General features: G+C 45.5%; 19 protein-coding genes, 2 tRNA genes and 1 pseudogene. 5 read left to right on the top strand and 17 right to left on the bottom strand.

All coding sequences use genetic code 11. The features are described 5' to 3' along the window. Positions 1 to 11 precede the first annotated feature (11 nt). The 4 genes from R2X38_RS06555 to R2X38_RS06540 form a co-directional block, all read right to left on the bottom strand. Positions 12 to 2,315 carry a bifunctional diguanylate cyclase/phosphodiesterase gene (locus tag R2X38_RS06555; RefSeq protein ID WP_317521370.1) on the bottom strand — a complete coding sequence of 768 codons (2,304 nt, stop codon included), beginning with the start codon at positions 2,313 to 2,315 and terminating at the stop codon, positions 12 to 14. After that, complete coding sequence (locus R2X38_RS06550) at positions 2,312 to 3,250, bottom strand: transporter substrate-binding domain-containing protein (protein ID WP_317521369.1); 939 nt, start codon at positions 3,248 to 3,250, stop codon at positions 2,312 to 2,314. Before R2X38_RS06550 ends, R2X38_RS06555 begins: the two co-directional genes overlap by 4 nt. Positions 3,251 to 3,312: 62 nt before the next feature. Further along, on the bottom strand, positions 3,313 to 4,722 hold the full coding sequence (locus R2X38_RS06545; protein WP_317521368.1) for an aminotransferase class V-fold PLP-dependent enzyme: 1,410 nt from the start codon (positions 4,720 to 4,722) through the stop codon (positions 3,313 to 3,315). Positions 4,723 to 5,092: 370 nt separating this feature from the next. Further along, complete coding sequence (locus R2X38_RS06540) at positions 5,093 to 5,356, bottom strand: hypothetical protein (protein ID WP_317521367.1); 264 nt, start codon at positions 5,354 to 5,356, stop codon at positions 5,093 to 5,095. 314 nt (positions 5,357 to 5,670) lie between these two features. On the opposite strand from R2X38_RS06540, the gene R2X38_RS06535 reads away from it, so the two are divergent. After that, positions 5,671 to 5,744 (top strand) — tRNA-Gly (locus R2X38_RS06535). Positions 5,745 to 5,788: 44 nt separating this feature from the next. Continuing rightward, positions 5,789 to 5,875, top strand: a tRNA-Leu gene (locus R2X38_RS06530). A 270-nt stretch (positions 5,876 to 6,145) separates the two neighbouring features. Here the strand turns inward: R2X38_RS06530 and R2X38_RS06525 are convergent. Then, a complete protein-coding gene (locus R2X38_RS06525) occupies positions 6,146 to 6,775 on the bottom strand; it encodes a LysE family translocator (RefSeq protein WP_317521366.1) in 630 nt (209 codons plus the stop codon). A gap of 154 nt (positions 6,776 to 6,929) precedes the next feature. Between R2X38_RS06525 and R2X38_RS26785 the strand changes: the two are divergent. Beyond that, positions 6,930 to 7,392, top strand: a pseudogene (locus tag R2X38_RS26785) (glutathione S-transferase N-terminal domain-containing protein). Positions 7,393 to 7,460: 68 nt separating this feature from the next. Here R2X38_RS26785 and R2X38_RS06510 read toward each other — a convergent pair. From R2X38_RS06510 to R2X38_RS06500, 3 genes are all read right to left on the bottom strand, one after another. Further along, complete coding sequence (locus R2X38_RS06510; protein WP_317521364.1) at positions 7,461 to 8,153, bottom strand: DUF4336 domain-containing protein; 693 nt, start codon at positions 8,151 to 8,153, stop codon at positions 7,461 to 7,463. A gap of 9 nt (positions 8,154 to 8,162) precedes the next feature. After that, a complete protein-coding gene (locus tag R2X38_RS06505; RefSeq protein WP_317521363.1) occupies positions 8,163 to 8,606 on the bottom strand; it encodes a GNAT family N-acetyltransferase in 444 nt (147 codons plus the stop codon). 198 nt (positions 8,607 to 8,804) lie between these two features. Further along, complete coding sequence (locus R2X38_RS06500) at positions 8,805 to 9,140, bottom strand: zinc ribbon domain-containing protein YjdM (RefSeq protein WP_317521361.1); 336 nt, start codon at positions 9,138 to 9,140, stop codon at positions 8,805 to 8,807. Positions 9,141 to 9,399: 259 nt separating this feature from the next. Between R2X38_RS06500 and R2X38_RS06495 the strand changes: the two genes are divergently transcribed. Further along, positions 9,400 to 9,783, top strand: coding sequence for a DUF2784 domain-containing protein (locus tag R2X38_RS06495; protein ID WP_317521360.1), 384 nt, complete (start codon positions 9,400 to 9,402; stop codon positions 9,781 to 9,783). Continuing rightward, positions 9,780 to 10,535, top strand: a complete 756-nt coding sequence (locus R2X38_RS06490; protein WP_317521359.1) for an alpha/beta hydrolase — start codon at positions 9,780 to 9,782, stop codon at positions 10,533 to 10,535. Before R2X38_RS06495 ends, R2X38_RS06490 begins: the two co-directional genes overlap by 4 nt. 54 nt (positions 10,536 to 10,589) lie before the next feature. Here R2X38_RS06490 and R2X38_RS06485 read toward each other — a convergent pair whose 3' ends face one another. The 9 genes from R2X38_RS06485 to R2X38_RS06445 all read right to left on the bottom strand — a co-directional run bounded on the left by R2X38_RS06485 (position 10,590) and on the right by R2X38_RS06445 (position 22,223). After that, positions 10,590 to 11,489, bottom strand: coding sequence for a LysR family transcriptional regulator (locus R2X38_RS06485; RefSeq protein WP_317521357.1), 900 nt, complete (start codon positions 11,487 to 11,489; stop codon positions 10,590 to 10,592). 70 nt (positions 11,490 to 11,559) lie between these two features. Next, entirely contained in the window at positions 11,560 to 12,828 is a 1,269-nt protein-coding gene (locus R2X38_RS06480) for a BatD family protein (RefSeq protein ID WP_411184733.1), read from the bottom strand. Next, the gene (locus R2X38_RS06475) at positions 12,825 to 14,525 is read right to left on the bottom strand and encodes a VWA domain-containing protein (RefSeq protein ID WP_317521356.1); all 1,701 of its coding nucleotides are present in this window, start codon (positions 14,523 to 14,525) and stop codon (positions 12,825 to 12,827) included. The genes R2X38_RS06480 and R2X38_RS06475 overlap by 4 nt, the downstream gene beginning before the upstream one ends. After that, positions 14,518 to 15,639 carry a VWA domain-containing protein gene (locus R2X38_RS06470; protein ID WP_317521355.1) on the bottom strand — a complete coding sequence of 374 codons (1,122 nt, stop codon included), beginning with the start codon at positions 15,637 to 15,639 and terminating at the stop codon, positions 14,518 to 14,520. The genes R2X38_RS06475 and R2X38_RS06470 overlap by 8 nt, the downstream gene beginning before the upstream one ends. After that, positions 15,632 to 16,198, bottom strand: a complete 567-nt coding sequence (locus R2X38_RS06465) for a DUF4381 domain-containing protein (protein WP_317521354.1) — start codon at positions 16,196 to 16,198, stop codon at positions 15,632 to 15,634. Before R2X38_RS06465 ends, R2X38_RS06470 begins: the two co-directional genes overlap by 8 nt. A gap of 2 nt (positions 16,199 to 16,200) precedes the next feature. Beyond that, positions 16,201 to 17,163: a DUF58 domain-containing protein gene (locus R2X38_RS06460; RefSeq protein ID WP_317521353.1), complete on the bottom strand. Its 963-nt coding sequence runs from the start codon at positions 17,161 to 17,163 to the stop codon at positions 16,201 to 16,203. Positions 17,164 to 17,174: 11 nt separating this feature from the next. Next, positions 17,175 to 18,161: a MoxR family ATPase gene (locus R2X38_RS06455; protein WP_317521352.1), complete on the bottom strand. Its 987-nt coding sequence runs from the start codon at positions 18,159 to 18,161 to the stop codon at positions 17,175 to 17,177. A gap of 120 nt (positions 18,162 to 18,281) precedes the next feature. Further along, positions 18,282 to 20,525 carry a multiheme c-type cytochrome gene (locus tag R2X38_RS06450; RefSeq protein ID WP_317521691.1) on the bottom strand — a complete coding sequence of 748 codons (2,244 nt, stop codon included), beginning with the start codon at positions 20,523 to 20,525 and terminating at the stop codon, positions 18,282 to 18,284. A gap of 150 nt (positions 20,526 to 20,675) precedes the next feature. Beyond that, positions 20,676 to 22,223: an arylsulfatase gene (locus R2X38_RS06445; RefSeq protein WP_317521351.1), complete on the bottom strand. Its 1,548-nt coding sequence runs from the start codon at positions 22,221 to 22,223 to the stop codon at positions 20,676 to 20,678. Positions 22,224 to 22,280: the final 57 nt, after the last annotated feature.

The following is a 22,280-nucleotide window of genomic DNA, read 5'->3' as shown; positions in this document are numbered from 1 at the left end:
TGCTTCAGCTCTCAAGCAACGGATTGCGGCACCCTAGCCTTCGACAGCAGCTGCTCAAACAAATCTGCAGGTAGTGGCTTACTGAAGTAGTACCCCTGCCCGTAATCACACTCTTTTTCTAGAAGGAAGTCTGTATGCCAGCGGGTCTCTACCCCTTCGGCTACAACGTGAATATTCAGGGCTTTGGCCATCGCAATAATGGCACCAACCAGCTCTCGGTTGGGCTCATTTTGATCAATATCGATCAAAAAAGAACGGTCAATTTTCAACTTATCGAAAGGAAATTTCTGCAGATAGCTCAATGCTGAGTAACCCGTACCAAAATCATCAATCGTCAACTCTACCCCTTGCTTACGTAAGTTATTAAGTAAGGTAATAACATCTTGGGTATGGTTAAACAGCAGACTTTCTGTCACTTCAATATCCAGCCTATTGGCAGGCAAACCTGACGACTCAAGACCCTGCTGAATTTGAGCTAATAGCTTTTCGCAATACCTAAACTGCACACTTGAAAAGTTGATAGAAATTTTAATAGGCATTATTGACTGCCACCTAGCGGCTTGGTGACATGCTTGTGTAATCGCGATCTCACCTAACTTGTGGATCAAACCGTTCTTTTCGGCTAGTGGAATAAATTCCTCGGGCGAGATAAAACCTAACTTATCATCATTCCAACGCATTAAAGCTTCGGCCGCCACAATCTGATTCGTTTCCAAATCAAAAATAGGCTGATAATGTATTTCAATAATATTGTTACTGATAGCCTGGCGCAGTCGCCCGTCCAAATCCAAAGCACGCTGGGTGTCCGTCAACATACTGTCGTCATAGAACAAATACGCATTGCGCCCATCTTGCTTAACCCGGTACATCGCCGTATCTGCTGCAGCCAAAAGCTGATGGGTATTGTCACCATCCTGAGGATAAACAGACATACCAATACTGGTGGTAATGAAAAACTCCTGATTGTTCCAAATAAAAGGACGCTCAAACAGCGATAGGATTGACGATGATAATGATTGAGCAAATGTTTCATCACTGAGATTAGGAATAATAAGCAAAAACTCATCACCACCTAAGCGAGCTAATACACTATTCCCTCCGAGAACGGACAGCAGGCGCTGGCTGCTTTCCGTAAGTATATAATCGCCAGCCAAGTGGCCAAGCGTGTCATTGATCTGCTTAAAATTATCCAAATCAATAAACATCACAAGCACCTTGGTATTGGTTGCAATCGCATTGGCTAAAACCAGTTCCAATTGTTCATTGCCAAATTTGCGGTTAGGCAAACCCGTTAGAGCATCATGCGAAGCTTGATAAGCTAATTTTCGCTCCGAGAGTTTTCGACGATCAATCTCTTCAACCAGCCTTTCATTTTGAACAGCAAGTACTCTTTGCTGTTTATGGGATTCTTCAAATTTCGTTTTTAATATGATGTTGGCATTATTAATATTGAAGGTATAAAACAAACCGATTATTACAGGCATGGCCAAAAAAGAAATACCAAATACAAACCAACCTGATGTAAAAATATCCTTTTCATTAATGGGTGAAAACCAACCTTTCAGCTGATAAGGTGTGTTTTCAATCGGTAGCTCATAGAAAATAATATTAGAGTTTTCGATTAGATCTTCTTTTATTGAGTTCCATACCAAAATATCATCAGCACCCGTTGAGAGCAGCATTTTACTTCTACTGCCTTCGTACTCTTGGGCCGTTAGCTGTTCAATAATAACCGTTGTGTTGATATCGGCGATGAGATAAGCAACAGGACGCCCAGAGTAATACACCGTTTTGAATATTTCACTATGTGGTTGCTCTAAGTCGTGTCGAGTATGCAACACATGGGTCTCTTCAGGTATATTCTCGAATCGCTTCACATCAACCTGTAGACTGATTTTTTCAGCGGTATCGACAATTACGGTTCCATCATAACTTGCCAGTATAAAACGTTTGTATACAGGTATTTTATTAATTAGCTTGGTTTTAACCAGTTGATTAAGCTCATTATCAAGCCTAACTAAACTGGCCCCAAGCCCATACTCCATCGACATACCAGACGCTAAATTAGCAAAGAAGGTTGTCATTGCACGGCTGGTAGTTAAATCAGAAACTTCTTCACTCGACACACTAAAGAAGTACTCGAGCATACTGGCATAGCTTTGTACCTTGAGTGTTAACTCACGGTGTTGGGACTCTTTCAACCTTGTTTGGCCGAGGTTGGTCACTGCCAAAATCAATATCAAATATGCCGCCAGCAGTACTGCGGCGAGAATGATAAGGTTACTGCTTGACAGTTTTTCAATCCATTTCTTCATAAATCAGTTTCATTGCTCTTAGTAAAGTAGTCGCCATAAAAATAAAACACTGACGGATAATGCTTTTCTATAAGCTTCTGATATGTCCCATCATTTCTAATCTTAGTTAAGTATTGATTAAATGCATGACGTAAATCGGGACTCGTTTTCCTAAATGCAGCAGCCATACGTTGATCTTGTGAGACCGGTCCAATAACTTTGATCTCTCCTGGCCACTTTTCTAACGCAATGAGTGTATCTGCCACATCCAATAAGGTTGTTTCAGCATCATTATTTAAAATGGCGGGAACCATTTCGTTCAGTTTGCGTCCGGGCTCAGGCAGGATGATATTCGCCCCTGTGTCATACAGGTTATACAAATTAGGATCGAGGCAGGAATGCTCCATCGCCAGAACATCTTTATCCTTTAATAAGCTTTTTACGATAGTAATATCTTTATCTACATCCCCTGTTGGTTTAATTGGCGTTAGAGGAGAGTCTGCTCGAGCAACCAACCAAACGGCAGATGGAAAATAGTCTGTAGAAAAATCCACCAGCTCTTCCCGCCAATCGAGTACTGTCGCCCCATTAGCAATAATATCTCCCTCAATTGGAGCCTGTTTCCCCCATATAAATTCATTATTCACATATAAGGCATCTTGACCTGTCAATTTACCAACAACATTGTTCCACTGGGCAGGCACATACTCATACTGAACCCCTATTGATGAGGCAAACCCTTTAACTAGTTCAACATCCAATCCGCTAAGTGATTCGAAATCATCCGTCTTGATATAAGAGACAAAATTTGCGTAAGGTACACCGATATGACGCAAAACACCTCGCGCTTTGATCTCGGCGAGATCATCAGCAGTTACGGCTGTACTGGTCACTAGCCCTGTTCCCAGTAATGCAGTCGCAAGCAGTGCATTTATTACCCGTTTTGCTTTCTTCATCCAATTAGCCTCTCATCCATGAAATGCGAAAAACGCCCAGCTAAGGCCGGGCGTTAATTTGCTCAAGCCATACGTGTATAAAGGTCCTCAATCGCCTTTACTAATCCTTTTACATCTTTTTCATTGTGAAAAATATGGGTTGAAATACGTAGTGCATAGGTTGATTCAACATCATCCTTATATAACTTAAAGTCCGTCGTTCGTATGATGTAGCCGTACTCTTCTCTTAGTCGGTCTCTATATTCAGTGAGTAATTCACCATCACCAGCGTTGAATGGAAACGGGTTGAATGTCGTTAATCCGCTGTCTAACCCTTTTACGTCAGGAGAGAACACAAGAGCCTGAGGTAGCGCTTTGGTAAGCAAGTTTTTACAAATCTTGCTCAGTGACAGCACTCTTGCTTCAATGCGGTCACGACCGATTTCATCCCACATCTTGCAGCTGTCAGCCAATGCCTGTTTAGCCGGATAATGATCATTACCTATATACTGCATTTGCAATTGGGTACCCAGATAGTCAGCATGTGATAGCGAGGAGTTAATGTACCAAAGCGGGTTCTCACACTCTGGCCAATACTCATCTAAGCGGGAAGCATTGTCGCGTACATACAAGATCCCTGTCGCTCCCGGACCGCACTGCCATTTATGACCCGACCCTGCATAGAAGTCACAATCGATATCGTGGAAATCCAAGTCCATCATGCCGATGGTATGCGCGCCATCCACAAGTGTTGGCACCGCATACTTTTTCGCGAGTTTACAAATTTTCTTCGCTGGCAGACGTGTCCCCGTTTTGTAGGTAATGTGCGAGAAGACAATCAATTTAACATTACTGTACGCATTCAGCGCTTTTCTAAACGCTTTCACATAGTCTTGTTCGCTGACTCTTTCTGTACCGGTATAAATTGGCAGCTCTACTTCAACGACCTCAACCCCAAAACGCTGCTTAACAACATTCAGAGGTGACGATGCGGCAACATGCTCATGGTGTGTGGTTAAAATGACATCGCCTGGCTCAAAGTGAAGGCCATTGATAATAGTGCACATCCCATCTGTGGTGTTACGGCTCAGAATGATCTCGTGCGGCTCTGCGCCAAAGCCGGCAGCAACGGATTCAACCATCTCTGAAACATATGGCCAACCACCGAACTTCCCATCCATATCCCATGGATACTTCGCGACAGTTTTATTGTTCTCATGAAAGGCTTGCAGCACAGGCTTGGGCATTGAGCCGGTCGTCCCGATATTCATGTATGTTGAATGTTTATCAAGAATGAACTGTTGCCTAACTTCACGCCAAAATTCATCTTCACCACTTGCTAGATTTAGAGACTGCCAATCAACTGGCTCCTCTGAGGCTAAAGCTTGGCTACTAAATACCGTACTGCCCACCCCTGCAACAGCTAGCCCTGTAGTCGTTTTCAAAAACTGTCGGCGATTAAGGTTTTTCAGATCTGACTCTGAATGACTCATTTTTATCTCCCTGTGTCATGCACGTAAAAATCGAGAACAATTAACAATCCAATCAATAAAATCACAAAATATTACTAAATGTAATTATCCTTTTCAGAAATACCGAGTAATATCAAACTATCCCTATGCAAATACAGCAAATGAATTTACAACACAGCTATACCTAAAAGGTAATGTTCATTTTTTTGCACAACTAGATAAACAATTAGACCAAAATCAAAGGTGAGACCTAATTGTTGTTTCAGTTAGCCCGCTTTTGTTCCAGATTTATTGCTCTGTCCACATACAAAAACGCCCTGCACAGGCAGGGCGTAAATTACAAACATTATTTTACAAGAAGCACTAAGTCGCTTAGGTAATAGCGAAACTATCATTCATTCTCTTTTTCATTAGAGCAATAGTCTGCAAAGGCCTCTTCTGTGTTCTCAAACCCTTGTTGCTCGGCTAATTCCCATGGGCGTTCACACCGATCAGTTTTCGCACACCAGCTATACCCAGCTGAGTTCTTGCACCCGTGCTCGTCTTCATCAGCCCCAACCATAGGCTCAGCAGAATCATTACAACCAATCAATAAAACTCCACTTGAAAAGGCAAACAACGCTATCGCTAACGATGTATTATAACGGCGCACCATACTCACCCTCCGCATCAATATGAAATGTGCTATCCAAGTAAACTTAGCTCAGGTTGATCACTATATCCCCGATGGTAGTTAAACCCGATAACATCTTTGATGAACTCAAAAGGCGATATCAACCACATCTTCGCGTACATCGAAAGGGTTAACGAGTAGCGGTACATCATCTGACAACATAAAAATTGTTTACTAAATGTTCAATCATTTTAATCCCCCCCATCAAAGCGTGATTGATGTAGCAAATTTCATCATTTTGGATTGCGAGTGAAGCGATACAGGCTTATCGTTTCTTTGTAATCAGTAACTTATACGCGAGCATCGTATAATGGTATTACCTTAGCTTCCCAAGCTAATGACACGGGTTCGATTCCCGTTGTTCGCTCCAAGCGTTCAGGCGCAAAGGATTGTTACTGACGAGTAAGATGACATGCGGTGGTGGCGGAATTGGTAGACGCGCTAGCTTCAGGTGCTAGTGTCCGCAAGGACGTGAGGGTTCAAGTCCCTCCCTCCGCACCAATCTTACTTTTATGCCTATCCAATTTATCAAGCTTTCTAACCTTTTCTACATAGATGCTTATCTCAGACAGGCAGCGCCTGATACATCGTGAGCTTCCATAGTGGCAACAGCCCCAACCAAGGGATAGTTATACACCTCGCCTTCAAGGTATGAGAGCATCTCATAACCTTCCTTGTTGACACCAAAAACAGTCGGAGCGGCATCAAAAGACTGTGTTTTAAGATGCTTGAGCAGCTTATGTACGTAAGGCGTCCAATATCATCGCCAGCTTAACTCCGATTAACTGTCGAGAGTAATGCGCCAGCCCCAATAAATACACCGCCTGTGAGTCTATTGAACATCTTCGCTCTGCCAGAAGCAAATACCCAGTTCGAAGACTTGGAGCCCAAATAGGCATAGAAAAGTAACCAAGAAAGCTCTAACACTACAAATGTGACAGCAAACACAACATATTGGAAGAACAGCCCATTTGAGGGATTAATAAACTGGGGAAATAACGCGGTAAAAAAGAGGATAGCTTTCGGGTTGCTGGCGCCAACAATAAAGCCGCTAATGAAGTGGCTGGCAAAATACGAGGGTTCAGCGATTATCGGCGATGGCTTGTCAAACTGAGTATTGTTGGATGTGAAAGATTTGACACCCAGATAGATCAAATAACCCGCCCCTACCCACTTAACCAAATTAAAAAACAATTCAGACGAAGCAATAATGACGCCCAAGCCTGTAAACGATAACGTCAGGATAGAAGTGATAGCCGTCAAACTGCCTAAAGCAGTATATGCCCCCACTTTCCAGCCTGCTGAGACTCCCTTTGTCATGCAGAGCAACGAGCTTGGACCCGGTGATGCGGTGAGTACCAAAACAGCAAGCACGTAGTATATCCATACTTCTAAAGCCATATGGAAACTCCTTTTCCATGAATAATGACATTCAACTAATAACGTTAGCTTCAGTTTAGCCTTAATTCAGCTAGCAACGCTATACATCATCAATGCCATGCAAGAATTTAAACTAAAATCATATAGATATTCCTAGATTAGCAAGGTTTGATGCATGTCACTGCCCATAATTTACTCCCTGCGAAGATGCCCCTACTGTGTACGGGCTAGGCTGGCCATATTGATGGCACAACAGCCCGTTTGGCTGCGTGATGTGGTTACCAGCCACCTACCCAGCGAGATGCTTCAAGCCTCACCGAAAGGGACTGTGCCTGTATTGATATTTACGGATTCCACAGTTATCGACGAGAGTTTGGACATTATGCTTTGGGCAAGCCTACCGTGAGGAATGTGAGCGATTTATTAGCGATCTTGAGGGGGAATTAACTAAACACAAATACTTGATGGGTGAATACCCAAGCTTAGCCGACTACGCAATATTGCCCTTTATCCGTCAGTTCTCACGTGTTGAAAGAAAATGGTACTTAACCGCTTCCTAACCTAATCTAGAGCGTTGGCTTACATCTCATTACCAGAACCCGCTTTATTCCAAAGCCATGACCCAACTCCCAAGTTAGCTCGACTCCAAAGAAGAATTTATGAAAGGAAAGGAGTAAAACCTATTTATAGAGGCCAAGCTTAGCGCTTATGGAAATAATAGCCACCTAAATGACGTTTCTATAAATTGCTTAGCTCCGCTCTCCACTATCTCACCATGAGACATAACAATCACCTTCGGGTGCCAGGTTATGATTTGGTTTAAATGCTCCCTAGCCTGAGACTTTCCAAATGTGAAGCTCAAACGCCAATCAAGTGGCATCTTCCCATTAGGGGCTAAGATACCGACACCTTTGGCAATCAAACGCTGCCAATGATTAAAATTTGATGATGGGAAATTTTCGATAAGATCCGTGACTATCAAGGTGCCTGACTTTATATGGAAAAACACACACTCTTCCATTAAAGGAGAACCCGTAAACATGACTTGATCAATCTCATCTGCCCAAGGCCATTTTTGATCATCATTTAATGATGAGCTAAAGATGATATCAGCACGTTTTTTTATCACTTCACGAGTACCAATGGTCATTGCATCTGGATAGCAAGATTGCCAGTCTGCAATAAACAAATGGTGTAAATGGTTCGGAGCAATAAGGTACTTAACCTCTCCGAGGTCAGCTAATTGACTCTTGATTTCACTCGTTAGTTTGATTGGGCTATGTACCCATAATTGATCTTCAGGTAAACGGACAACCGTCATCCGTGTTGTAAAAGGTAATGATAAAAAAGGAACTGCTTCACCGTCTAAAATCCAGATATCATCTGATATTTTACGCATAGTTCCCCCTTAGCCTTTCAGATTAAATACCAAGTTAAACTCATGCTCTGATTCACTGACTTGCTCAAAGCCCAAGCGTAAGTAGAGCTTACATGCCGGATTAGTTTTTATCACACTCAAACCAACACTAGCACCCATTTGTAGGGCATTCTCGGTGATAGAACGAATCAAATTACTGCCAATGTTAAGGTTCTGATAACCAGGGTGGATTTGGATCTGAATGATGTACCATTGATTTATATCTTCATAATACACCACCTTAAACAGCCCTACCGGTAGGCCATCAAGTTCAATGATTTGAGCAGCATCAAACTCATAACTGATACGCTTTATATACTCATCGCGTGTTACAGGCATACCGACCTTTTCTAGATGGGGCCGCATTGTGATATCACGTAGTTCAACTAAGAAATTGATATCAGATTCCAAAGCTTTTCTTAGAGATATTTCCATATATTCTCCTTTTCGCCACCTTTATAAAAACAAAAAAAACGAGCAATCAATTAGTGATTAGTAATTATTGAAGGAGTATCAACATTGGCTACAAATGTAGCCAATACCGCAATTAATCGATGAATAAAGATGTAGAGTGCTATAAAGCATTCTCAACCAATACTCAATATACAGCCATTTTCAATACAGCCTAGTTTCTCAAGCTTTCTTGACAAACTTCGCTGTAATCATCATTTCACCCGCACCATCAACTTTGCAATCCAATTGGTGATCTTTACCGTCTACAATGCGACGAATAACCGCTTTCGTACCAATTTTAATCACCAGTGAACTGCCTTTCACTTTGAGATCTTTCGCTACTGTGACCTTGTCACCTTCCGCTAGAAGGGTGCCGTTGGCATCTTTGATTGACAATGTATCTTCTTCAGCAAGCTCAGAAGGATTCCATTCGTATGCACATTCAGGGCAAACTAAGTGAGATTGATCTTGGTAAACATATTCAGACTGGCAGTTGGGGCAAGGTGGCAATGACATATATTTCTACTTCAGATAGTTACAAAGTAATATATGTTAAATGTTTTTCACCTCATAATCGACTGCTGTGAAACACCTTTAATCAAGCGCCTTTACTCAAACTCTGTATTACTCTGATGAAACTGTCCCCAGATATTGTTGATAACAGTAGAGCGCCCAGATGTTATAGGTCGGTATAACTTTTAAGCTTTGACCTGAATGTGGATAACAGCTATTGCTTTAATAAGTTACCTTAAGCCAATGGAAGTGGTGACCGCTTATGATGTATCGAATCTTGGCAGATCTGGTCGTCATTTTTCACCTATTGTTTATCATCTTCGCATTGCTCGGAGGCTTGCTGGTAATATGGCGAAACATCATGGTGTTAGTCCATATTCCGGCAGTACTCTGGGTTTCAGTTCTCAGTTTCAAAGGCTGGATTTGTCCTTTGACGCCATTGGAAAACCAATTGCGCCTAGCAGCTGGTGGCGAGGGATATCCAGGGGGATTTGTCGAGCACTACCTCATTCCAGTGATTTATCCGGCTGGATTCAGCTTTGATGTCCAAATTGTTTTGGGTATTACGGCTTTGATGATCAATTTCGTGATTTATGCGTTCGTCTATTATTGGGAGAAACGCAGGCAAGACAGGACGTATGAATGAAAAGTATCTTAATTATCATAGTGGTAGGCTACGCCCTGTTCTTCCTTACATTTTGTTCCCTGCAGCGTCAGTTTCTCTACTTCCCCCAACCTGCCAGTAATGTTTACGGCGAGATGAACACCCACTTTATTGTCGATGGAGCAAAACTATACGGCTGGGCAATCAATGAAGGGCAGCCGAAGGCGTTAATTTATTATGGCGGGAATGCAGAAAACATCGAAGCCAACATCCCCTTCTTCAAGGCGGTGATCCCTCACTATACCGTTTACCTGATCCCTTACCGAGGTTACGGCAACAATCCTAGCACGCCAACTGAAGCCGCTTTGTATAACGATGCTGTAGCAATTTTTGAGTCGGTACAAAATCAGCATCAATCCGTCTCCCTAATGGGAAGGAGCCTTGGCTCAGGGGTTGCCACCTTTGTGGCAGCCAATCGGCAAGTCGATAAGCTTATTTTAGTCACACCTTTTGATAGCATTGAAAATGTTGCCAAGGAGATTTACTGGATGTTCCCCGTTTCCTGGCTGATCAAAGACAAGTACCGATCTTCGGATAGAGTGAAAGATATTACCGCTAAAACCCATATCTTCATGGCTGAAGACGATCAGATAATATCCCGCGCCAGAACCGAACAACTCATCGCTGAATTTGGCAATCAGCTGCAAGAGGTAGTCGTTATAGATAGTGCTGGCCACAATACAATTTCACAATACCCAGAATATATGTCAGGGCTCCAGCGCGCATTGGATTAGATCCAAAATTTTAAAATGGCAACCTACTGAAAGAGGATGGAACTAATCAAAGTATCAATTAGCTTTTACCACTTTAAATAACAGCTGCCTCAGCCAGCGATGACTAGTTTCAGACGTTCGGCTGGGGTGCCAGATGGCGCATAAATCATAAACATCTTGCCCAAAAGGTAATGGCAGAGCCTTAATATCGTAAAGATCTGAAAATGATTCAATAGTCGATTTTGGCAAAATACCAATCATGTCCGAATCCGCAATGATCGGCAGCATTTCCACTGCGCCTGGTGCCCTCACGATAATATTTCGCTGATCAAGCTCCGGAATGTCCTCTGCATTCAATAAGCTGCCTCGAGCGTGCCAACGTGCAACCACCACATGATCTTCGGCCAAAAACTGTTCAATAGTCACTGAATCAATCAACCGAGGATGGTGCTTACAACAGACTACACTGAGTTCTTCAGAGTAAAGCACTTGTGATTTGAGCAAACTCCGGCCCCGAGGTGGCAAGTCAATTACTAAATCATAACGTTGCAAGCGAAGATCAGATTCCATATCCTCGGTGAACAATGGATGGATTTCAAATGCGATATTCGGTGCTTCCAAACGAACCTGCTCTATCAAAGCAGGCACAATGCTGTAGCTAGCAACAGACACGCAGGCGATCGAAAAGATCCGCTTTGATGTTTTTGGATCAAACTCCCTCGAAGCAGAAAGCGTCGAACTGAAGTTCTTCAACGAGGCAGCCAAGGCCGGATAAATATCACTGGCAAAAGCGGTCGGCTCTACCCCGTTGGCATTGCGGTGAAATAAAGGATCATCATAAATATCACGCAAACGCTTTAGCCCTTTACTCACTGCTGGCTGGCTCACATCCATCCGAACAGCCGCTTTGGACAGGCTTTGCTCTTCATACACGGCAACAAAAATAGGAATAAGGTTTAGATCGGTGCTTTTCATCTATTCAGCCAATTATTGTCATTGTTATGCTTTTAATCATAGGCATTATTTTTCAATAAGTTAAAGGAAACTAATGCTGCTTGTGACCCTTATCTAACTTAGGTAGCGCTTTAGGTAACTTGAATCGATTAGATGATTTGTGCTTGTTACTGATCATTCGCCACATCTTCTGAAAAATACGCGCTTTTCCTTCACCCGACTGGACTTGATGACTGGTGGTCAACCAAGCTTTCTCGTTTCCTGCTTTGCCCATCTCTAAATGGTCGGTTGAGACACGTAAATGTCGATACAAGTGTGCCCTGGCCTTTGACCAATCGCCTTTCCTCACCTCAAACCAAAACAACAGCCATGGTGGCGTCGGATGAGATCGATAATACCGCTTTCCGGCAAAGAACATACCCAGCGCTATAACCAGTACAGCAAGCGTAGTGACTAAAGTGCGTAAGTTAGCCTTCACAAAAGAAGCCGGAATATGTCGGGCGTGAAATTGTTTCCCTTCAAGGGTGACTGTTTCAAGCTTGTTGGTTTTGGCATTCCACCATTGGAACTGGTGCTCGGGTAGCTTGAAGTCCCCCCCTTGCTGTATCACATAGACAGTTTCTTCAACTCGGCTTGATTGATAATCACCTCGCGTCTGCGAGTCATCTAATCGGTGAGGTTGAGGGTATGCCTGAAAATAGGTCGATGACTCACTTTTCAACAGGTTCGGCAACAGTACAGAAAGGCTATCCTGAGCCTCGACAGTCACTTTACGCGTGATTGCATCACCAACTTTCAAATCATCGCTCGATTGCGACCACTCTTGCTTCACATCGACATTTGTCGCTGTAAACCAAGGCGTACCCTCACTGAGCAAACCGGAAGGCAAGCTAACGTTAAAGGCCAATGGTTGGGTATATAAAGAACCTACAACATTACTGCCATCTGGCGCAGAGACCTGCACACTCACCGCAAGCGGAGGCACGGTATAAGAGCCAGATTTAACAGGGTACAAGGTGATTTCCCACCGTTGGCGGGACCACGTCTGCCCGCCTTTTCGCTCGGTATAATTGGTGGCTAATTGATTGCGCTGTTTAGCGATGACATTGGAGATTTCAACCGACTCAATGCGGGTACCCCCGGTAAGCCAACGAGGCGTGGCTACTTCGACATACAAAATGACCTGCTCATTAACACTAAAGCTAGGTAATTTGTCTTTCCCGTCACTCAACCATGCCTTGATTTCTACATCATTGCTTTTCTGGAGCTGCTGAATGGTGACCGCGTAACTAGACGAGCTGACTAACAACAACATTAAGCCAAGCCACAACGTCATGGAGGTGAAATATTGCGTTCTCATTGTTGCACCTCCGAGGCTGGCTCATTGCTATTTACGTCATTGAGCTGAATTTGAAATTTAGCCCGCAAGAAATACTTAGGATCGGCTTCTACCCGCCTCAGCCATTTATCCGCCAGTTCGTCACTGCCCAAAATTTCGTTGGCATTCAAAGTGTCTTTTATCATGAGCTCTGCGGCGGTTTTTTCATCGGCCCCGTCAGCCGTGCGAGGTTTGTCATCACTCAACTCGAAAGACTCTTCCGGTCCATCCGTTGTTCCCGCCTGGCTTTCACTGGTGCGGTTGATTTCCTCTACAATGCCGCCAATAACCTTGAGGTTATGTTCAACACCAGGTCGTAGTTCAGGATCAAGGGTTGTCTTGTCAGCTAAAGACTGCAATAAGTCTCTCGCCGCGAGGTACTCTCGCTGCCTCGCCAATGCACTCGCCGCGTTATACAAGCCGAAGTCACTATCCATTTGCAGAAATGCGCGATGGGCCTGTTTATACTCACTGGCATAGTAATAGGCGGTTCCTTTTCTTAGCGGGTCGACAAAATGCTTCGCGGCCTCTAGGTATTCCCCTTTATTGAATAGTCGCTGGCCTTGCTGATCCGGCGTTAACCACAAATTCCACCACCATTGCGCTGTTTTATCCCAGGCAGTGACCTCAGTGGTAGGCTCTGTTGTTGGAGCTTTCGATGCAACGATTGTTTCAGCTTTGACAACAGGTGCTACCAATAGGCTTCCACTCAAGGTCATGACCACGCACCATTGCACCAGCCAACCTTTGCGGAACCACAGCAGCATGACCAGGGCAACCGGCAACAACAGTTGATACCCCATATCCTGCCATGGCATTGCTGACTCACCATTCAGCTGCATATTTCTCTCAACGGAGCGGTTAATCTGCTCTATGTCGCTACTGTCGACAGTAGCAGCAATGAATCGGCCACCAGTGTCACTGGCAAGTTGCCTCAGTGAATCAAAATCCGCTGGCGCATCGCTGGCAACATCGCGGTTACCCGCCCCCAGTACCATCAGCTGATAAGGCTTGTCGGCAAAATAGGCTTTAAAAACCTCAACAGTATTCGGGTTAACACCGTCAGACACCATCAATACTGTCGAGCCAGGTCTCCCTTGCAGCAGTTGGTCGATGAGCGGCAGAGCCTGTTCAGCAAACTTGCCTTCGACAGGCATAATTTCAGGGGAAATCGCCGCCAATGTCGGCTCAAACACCTTAGTATCTTGAGTCATTGGCATCGCAACATGGGCAGAGCCTGCATACACCACCAAACCTGTGCTGCCACCTTGGCGCAGTGCTAACAAGTCACGGACTTTATGTTTTGCCCGCTCTAACCGGCTAGGGGGTAAATCTTTCTCAAGCATCGACTCGCTGCTATCAAGCAACACCAGCATTGAGGCTTTGTCCTCGCCGAAGGGTGAAGCTTGGCGCTGCCATGTTGGCCCGGCGCAGATCACAATCGCAATGGCAATAATGGCCATCAGTAATTTAAGCGGCAGTTGCTTGCTCCAACCTTTTTCTCCTATGGTCAGCACATTACGCAGGTGCTCAGGCAGCACATCTTTCCAAGAAGGCTGGTTGTCTTCACGCCAGCGAAGCCACAATAAAAGCCCCATAGGTATAAAGGCCAGCAACCACATCGGTCTGATGAAATGAAACTGAGTAATCACCTGCTGTAGGTTCAAGCTATCAAGCATGGTTACCCTCCGAGCCTTTTTCCTTTACGCTAGCCTCAGAACCTTTATCCTCAGAGCCTTTATCCTCCGAGACCCAACGCCGGTGGCTGGTTCTGCGCCGATTGAGTGTGGCCAGCGAGAAGGCAACCAAGTACATCACAACGACGACCGCAATCAGATAGTGGTGAATGCTTTGCTTGGGACGATAGGTTGAGCTTTCATAAAGTTGAGGCTCAAGCTTGCCAATCTCTTCATAAGCAGCAGAAAGTGCTTCACGATCTAGTGCAACAAAAGCCTGTCCGCCCGACTCTTGAGCAACGCGGTTGATGGTATCCATATCAAGCGCCGTCTCGCCCACCGTTTGAGGATCGCCCATTGCAATCATATGGATTCGCACCCCTTTTGCCTTGGCAACCTTGGCTGCTTCAATCGGCTCAACAAAGCTATCGGTATCATTGCCATCGGTAAGCACGATAGCGACTTTCTCTCTATCTGCGTCACCTTTTTCCTGATGGCTTTGATCAAACACTTTAATTGCCAGCCCCATCGCATCACCTAAATGGGTACTCTGACCGGCCATAGCCACTTCGGTTTGGTTAAGCAGTGCTAGCCACACATCCTGATCGGCCGTAAACGGTGTTTGCAAGAAAGCCGCGTCACCAAACAGAATTAAGCCCAAACGATCGCCCTCTCGGGTTTTGACAAAATCTGCCAACACCTCTTTCACAGCATCAAGACGTGAGACTCTCTTGCCTTTTGCTGAAGTAAAATCCTTTTCAGCCATTGATCCTGAAAGATCCACCAGCACCATGACATCACGGCCAAAGCTCTCTCTCACTTGCGGCGCGCCCAAAATAGTTGGCTTGGCTAAGGCGGTGATAATCAGTACCCAAGAAATCACCAAGGTCATACGCTGCCACCAAGATGGCGATAACTGGTTGGCCCCTGCAGAAGGACTTTCGCCCAACGCCTCAATTAAGTGGCTGAAAAAAGGCACTTTAATTGCACTTTGCTTGGTGCGATAAGCCGGAACAAAATAGACAACCAACAGTGGTAACGGCAGAGCCAGAAACCACCAAGGATGAATAAACTCCAAGCTAGTCAGGGAAAAGTTAATCAGAGAAAAGTTAAACATGACGCCCTTCTCCCTGCTCTTTACGTCTAGTCACTAATTTGGCAATAAAACCGTTTTGGGTTTCGCGCTGCCTGTGATGAGATGGGTGGCTCTTCACCCAGGTAACCGCTTTGCGCTGTAAACGGGTTCGCTCTTCAGCATTCAAGACTGTCGATGGGTCAACCAGTGACTGTGTCCACTTCAGGCCTTGGCCATCATCAAAAACTACTTTCACATCGCCCAACCTATCAAGCTGTTGTAGGAATGACTGGCCAAATAACCTGCCATAGGCGGGCTCCAAGTACACCAGTACAACCTTCAAAATCGAGTACAGGCTATCTTCAAAGTTTTGGTCGTCAGTATTAAGGTTGTTTATCGCTGCAATTGCCTCGTTGCGGTAGCGGTTATGCCACCAAAAAAGCAGCCGGCGATAAGCAAGAAAGGCAGCCAGAATAATCAAAGCGGTGGCAAGGATTTTCCAGCCAATCGTCTGCGGCATCCAACTGACACTATCAGGTACGGTGACATCAAAAAGATCACGCAGTATGTACGTGCTTGGTGGTGTATGCTCGATACTCATTATTATTGTCTCCCAACAAGCCGTTGGAACTGACTAATGTGGGAACCCGAAGTATCCAGTTCAATAAAAGGAAGGCTTTTCAAAGCCATTAAGCGAGTCAGTGACTGGCGTGCAACTTGGCTTCGCTCAGCTAAACTCGCACTGGCATTGGCGATTTTGTCTTTGGAGTCCAGGGTTAACTGATACTGTCCGTCTCCGACCACCCAATTTGATTTTGCGAGCTCATTTGGCAGAGTTTGCTCAAGAGGGTCGTTAACCATCACAGCCAGCACATCGTTATGCATTTGAAACTGCTTAAGCAAATCAAGGTGTTGCTCCTCGCAATCACGCCAGTCGGTAATAAACACCAAAGTCGATTGGGATAAATTCATTCGCTTAAGCTGCTCAAGCCATAATGAAAAACTCACCTTGCCACTATTTGTAGAATCAACGTTAAGTTGCTGATTAGCACTAGCCAAAACCTTTAACTGCGCCATATACGCATGCTGGGATCGCTGCGATTTACTGTGGTAGACCTTCTCGGCTGAAGCGACAACGACACCAACCCGATCGCCATCTTTGAGCACTCGCCAACCACACATGGCAGCAATTTCTGCGGCCACGACAGATTTCATCACTTGAGTCGACGAGAAAAACATCTGGCTACGCTGGTCGACGCAGATAATGACATTGCGATCTTTTTCTTCGGTATAACTGCGAACATGGGGCTTGCCCGTTCGCAGGGTTACCTTCCAGTCGAGATTACGAATATCATCGCCCATTTGATAATGGCGCAGCTCTTCAAAGTTAAGCCCACGCCCTCGAAACAAGGAGTTATGTCGGCCCGACAAGACACTACCGGCTTTCAAATGCGGCAGTAAACTAAACGTATTGATCTGGGACTGTAGACGCACTAAACGTGCATAATCACAATAAATTCGGCTATCAAGCCCAGCAGGTTGAGGGGCAATGTTCGGCTTTGCCATAATGCCCCCTGTTATCCAATTTCTACATGGTCGAGCAGCTCTTCAACAATCCGCAAATGGCTAATCCCATCGGCAAGGGCGTCATAGCTCAGGGTAAAGCGGTGGCCAAGTACCATAGGTGCCATGGCACGAACATCGTCCGGCAAAACATGGTCACGACCTTGAAGCCAAGCATAGGCTCGCGCGCATTTATCCAGTGCAATAGAAGCACGTGGACTCGAGCCGACCTCAATCCATGTTGCAAGACTTGAATCTGGATAACGCTCTGGCTTACGTGTCGCCATGACCAAAGCAACAATATAGCGCTCGACAAGATCTGATACCGCAATATTTGGCAGCTGACGGCGAGCCTCAAGTACGATATCTGTTTCAATATACTGCTGTGTTTGCGCTTCGGTGTGAGATTCACCGGCACCCAACTCTTCACCACGTACTAGACGAATAATATCAAGCTCGGCGTCATCTTCAGGGTATTCAACGGTTACCTTCATCATGAAGCGGTCCATCTGCGCTTCCGGTAACGGATATGTCCCCTCCTGCTCCACCGGATTCTGTGTCGCAAGCACCATGAACAGCTCTGGTAATTGATGCGTTGTATCGCCTACTGTGATTGTCCCTTCAGCCATCGCTTCAAGTAGTGCGGCTTGCACTTTAGCCGGCGCTCGGTTGACCTCATCAGCGAGGACAATACTGTTAAAAATGGGTCCAGGTTGGAAATGGAGCTGAGGTTTGCCGTCGAGATCTTGATAAATCTCGGTGCCCGTCACATCCGAAGGCAGCAAGTCAGGCGTAAATTGAATGCGACCAAAATCCGTTTGGAGCAGAGCGGCCAAAGACTTCACCGAGCGAGTTTTTGCCGTACCTGGTAAGCCTTCTAAAAGAATATGACCGTTGGCCAGCAAGCCAATCACTAGTGCTTCAACGACATGCCGCTGACCGATAACACTTTTCTCTGTTTGTTCAATCAGCTGATTAATAGCTTGCTGTGCTTGGTTCATAGATTCCCTCACCTAATTAGGTTTTAGTATTTTATGACCTATATCGTAGCCATAAGCCCGATAACTAATGGTTATATTAGCCATTACAGCCTCAAACCTTTTCATGGTTTCAAATTGCTATTAGCCCCTGATCTGAGCTTTCAACTGACTAACCACTTCTGGTGGTACTATCTTGCCAAGCTGCTGGGTACAGCCTTCAAACGCCGTAGCAACTTCTCCTCTTTGGTAATTTCTCGCTAACACCTCACACTGAGCATACAAATGCTGCGGGTTACCGCTTAATTCAAAAGCGGTATGTATCGCCTTGCTGGCTGCCATGACATCGGTTTTTTCTAACGCTAACCCGTAGACATACCAGTAATGGGAATTACCCTCAGCCATTTCAGCGGCTTTTTTCAGCAACGTCTTGGCTTGCAGCATCTCGCCAGCACGTAAATAGGCCAACCCAGCACTGTAAGGTAATGCACTGTCGTTAGGCTGGGCCGCCATACCTTGTTTGAGCACATCGAGGGCTAGCGTTTCTTTGTTTTGGCTCCGGTACAAGTCCGCAAGGTTGACATAACTATTGGCAAAATAGGGCTCGATCTCTATTGCGCCTCGATACCAAGAGATGGCTTCATCAACATCCCCCATCGCGCGATAAACGTTGCCAAGGTTCGTTCTGCCAAACCCTCTATCTGCATTGAATTGTTGGATCTCGATATATTCTTGCAACGGCTTATTCAGGCTGTCTTTTTGCAACAAGTTCATTTGTGTCCAATGAACGACCAACGCCGCCGCCGTTTCTGTTCTCACCGACAAAACAGGATCCGATAACAATGGGGATATGATCTGCCAACGTTCCGGCCAACCGTAACTAGCCGAGCCTTCAATGGCGCCTAACCGAATCAACTCATTGTCATGTTTAACCGCTCTTGCCAAAGCCACTAAGGTGTTCTGTCCTGAATTACCCGCCATGCGAGACAGTGCCGAAGCTCTGATAATATGACTCAGGGACGAATCTTGAGCAGTATAAGAGAGCGCATCCGGCGCGGCTTTATGGCCAATGCTATCGGCATAAAATGCCACACCAAAATGCTGCTGATTGCGATACTTGGAGTTAGGGAAATGCTTGGCAAGCGTTTTATCTGCCCACAGATCAGTTTGATCTTCATGGCAACCAGTACACACATTGGGGGTGTTGATATGCTTGCTGATATCCGGCCTAGGGATATGCCAGCTGTGATCCCGCCTAGGATCTATCTGCATATACGTCGTCTCGGGCATATGGCAGGAAGTACATTTGGCCGCTTCTGACCCTTCAGGGTGGAGCGTATGCTTGCTGGAAGCATATTCAGGTGAGACATGGCACTGGCTACACACAGCCTCTTCAGGGATCTTTAGTTTTGCCGTGTGGGGATCATGGCAGTTGGTACAGGTCACTCCCTTCTCCGCCATACGTGATTGCAAAAAAGAGCCATACACATAGTCTTCGTCATAAATCTGGCCGTCATGATAATAAAGCTCTGGGGTGATCAAGCTCAGCCGATACTTATCCAAAAATGAACCCTTAACATGATCAGCTGTTTCGTTAAGTTGAGTGCGGCGGCTATGGCATTGCGCACAAGTTTGTACTTGTTCAGTCGGACTTATCGAAGCAGGTTGAAGGGTTTTATGCCCTTCCTTAGCAACCCACCGTTTAACTGAGACAGTGAGATCACGCTCGAATCCCATTAACTCACTTGCGTGTGAGGTTGGCATATCGCTTTCGTTTTCTTTGACATAATCCATGTGGCCGCTGGCAGGACCATGGCAAGCCTCGCAACCGACATTGATTTCTGACCACGTAGTTTGATAGCTATTTGTCTTGCTATCGTAGTTTTTCTTTAGATTGGTTGAGTGGCAATCGGCGCACATGAAGTTCCAGTTCTGCCCCGCATTGGTCCAATAGAACTCATCAACCGGTGTCGCCTCAGGATATGAGTGAAACCAACGTTGGCCGCCTTTCTCTGGCGGACGGGAGTCCCAGGCAAAAGGAATTAGCTGGATGCGGCCATCAGGAAACTCAACCATATATTGCTGCAGAGGATAAACGCCAAAGGTATAGCTAATTTTGAAATCAGAAAATTGCTGATCGGCACCCGCGATATTGATCCAATACTCATCGCCCTTTTTGAAAAAGCGATTGGTTTTACCTTTATGTTCGAGCTTTTGGTCGGAAAAGTTGGCCATGACAGATTCAGGTGTCGCATGTTTCATCGCCATTTCATGGTGGGAGCCCCGCCACGCTTTCACTTGCTCTGCATGACATTCGGCACAGGCTGCACTACCGATAAATTCTTGGGGCTTTGCTATCGTGCCCCCAGAAAATAAGGTAATAAACATACCGAAAACTAACAGCGATTTAAAAATGCTTAATTGAAACAACCGTGCCATATCCATCCTTGAAGAATTATGCTCCCTAACTAAAGATAGAGTATGAAAGTGAATAAAGGGCTCCGAAGAGCCCTAGATATTTATATTTAATTCAGCACCTTATTTATTTGGTGGCTGCTGGAGTTTTTCCATCACCTGATCAAGCGAGAAGCTAGCGGCTTTCTGCCTAGGTGGGAACTCCTTAAAGGTTTCAAGGAACTTGGCCACATAGGCTTGGGCCGGTACTAACATGAAGGCACGGTCAAGCATCCAGTCATAGTAGGTGTTCGAAGTAATGTCAGCGACCTCGTAAGGGTCCATCCTCAAGTTGAAGATTTTAGGTACACGTAACGGGGTGAAAGGTTCAGCCCAAATACGCAATGTCCCTTTCGCGCGCTGCTCCAAGAACACAATCTTCCAGTTGTTGTAGCGAATCGAGCTCAAATCACCATCATCGGTAAAGTAGAACACTTCTTCACGAGGCCCTTTATCCACTTCACCAGTTAGGTACGGCAGGAAGTTATAACCATCGAGATGAACTTTGAACTTCTTGTCACCAGCTTGATAACCTTCAACCAATTTCTCTTTTATCTCGTCATCACCGGCTGCTGCGAGGAAGGTTGGCATCCAGTCCATGTGGTGCATGATCTCATTGGATACACTGCCCGGTTCAATTTTACCCGGCCAACGTACCATCGCGGGTACTCGGTATGCCCCTTCCCAGTTGGTATTCTTTTCACCACGGAAAGGCGTCAAACCGGCATCTGGCCACGAGTTCATGTGCGGGCCGTTATCAGTGGAATAAAAGACTATGGTGTTGTCTTTGATGCCGAGATCATCGACTTTTTTCAGCAACACGCCGACATGGTTATCGTGCTCGACCATACCATCGGCATAATAACTGATCCCTGTCTTGCCCGAATTTGCTTCCTTAACATGAGTGCGGAAGTGCATGCGAGTCGCATTCCACCAAACAAAGAAAGGCTTCTCGGCTTTCACAGCGCGATCCATGAAGTCCAACGCGGCTTCAAGGGTCTCGTCATCCACGGTTTCCATCCGCTTACGAGTCAGCGGACCGGTATCTTCAATCTTGCCGTCGGCGTAAGACTTGATCACACCGCGTGGACCGAATTTCTTACGGAACTCAGGGTCTTTGGGGTAATCAACATTCTCAGGCTCTTCCTCAGCATTAAGGTGGTAGAGGTTACCGAAGAATTCATCAAAGCCATGGTTGGTTGGCAGATGTTCGTCTTTATCGCCCAGGTGGTTCTTACCAAACTGACCGGTCATATAACCCAGCGGCTTAAGCAACTCAGCAATAGTGGCATCTTCTGCTTGCAAACCGAGATCAGCACCGGGAAGCCCTACTTTACTTAGCCCGGTCCTCAATACGGTTTGCCCGGTAATAAACGTTGAACGGCCTGCGGTACAGGATTGTTCACCGTAATAATCGGTAAACATCATCCCTTCTTTGGCAATACTGTCTATGTTCGGAGTGTGATAGCCAACCAACCCAAATGTATAGGCACTGACATTGGTTTGTCCGATGTCATCACCCCAGATAACTAAAATATTGGGTTTCTCTGCTGCGATACTACTGCTTGCAGCACCGACCAGCAGTGTTGCAAGTATCATTATTCGGCTTTTGAAGCCTTTTCTCGCTGTCATATAAACCTCAGTCACTAAGTTAAAATGGCGTCCTGCAACAAAAATTAATAGCTCACA

This window comes from Photobacterium rosenbergii, from assembly GCF_033022775.1.
Classification (GTDB): Bacteria; Pseudomonadota; Gammaproteobacteria; order Enterobacterales; family Vibrionaceae; genus Photobacterium; species Photobacterium rosenbergii_A.
Note: the sequence above shows the minus strand (reverse complement) of the source record. Positions and strands in the feature narration are given on the sequence as shown.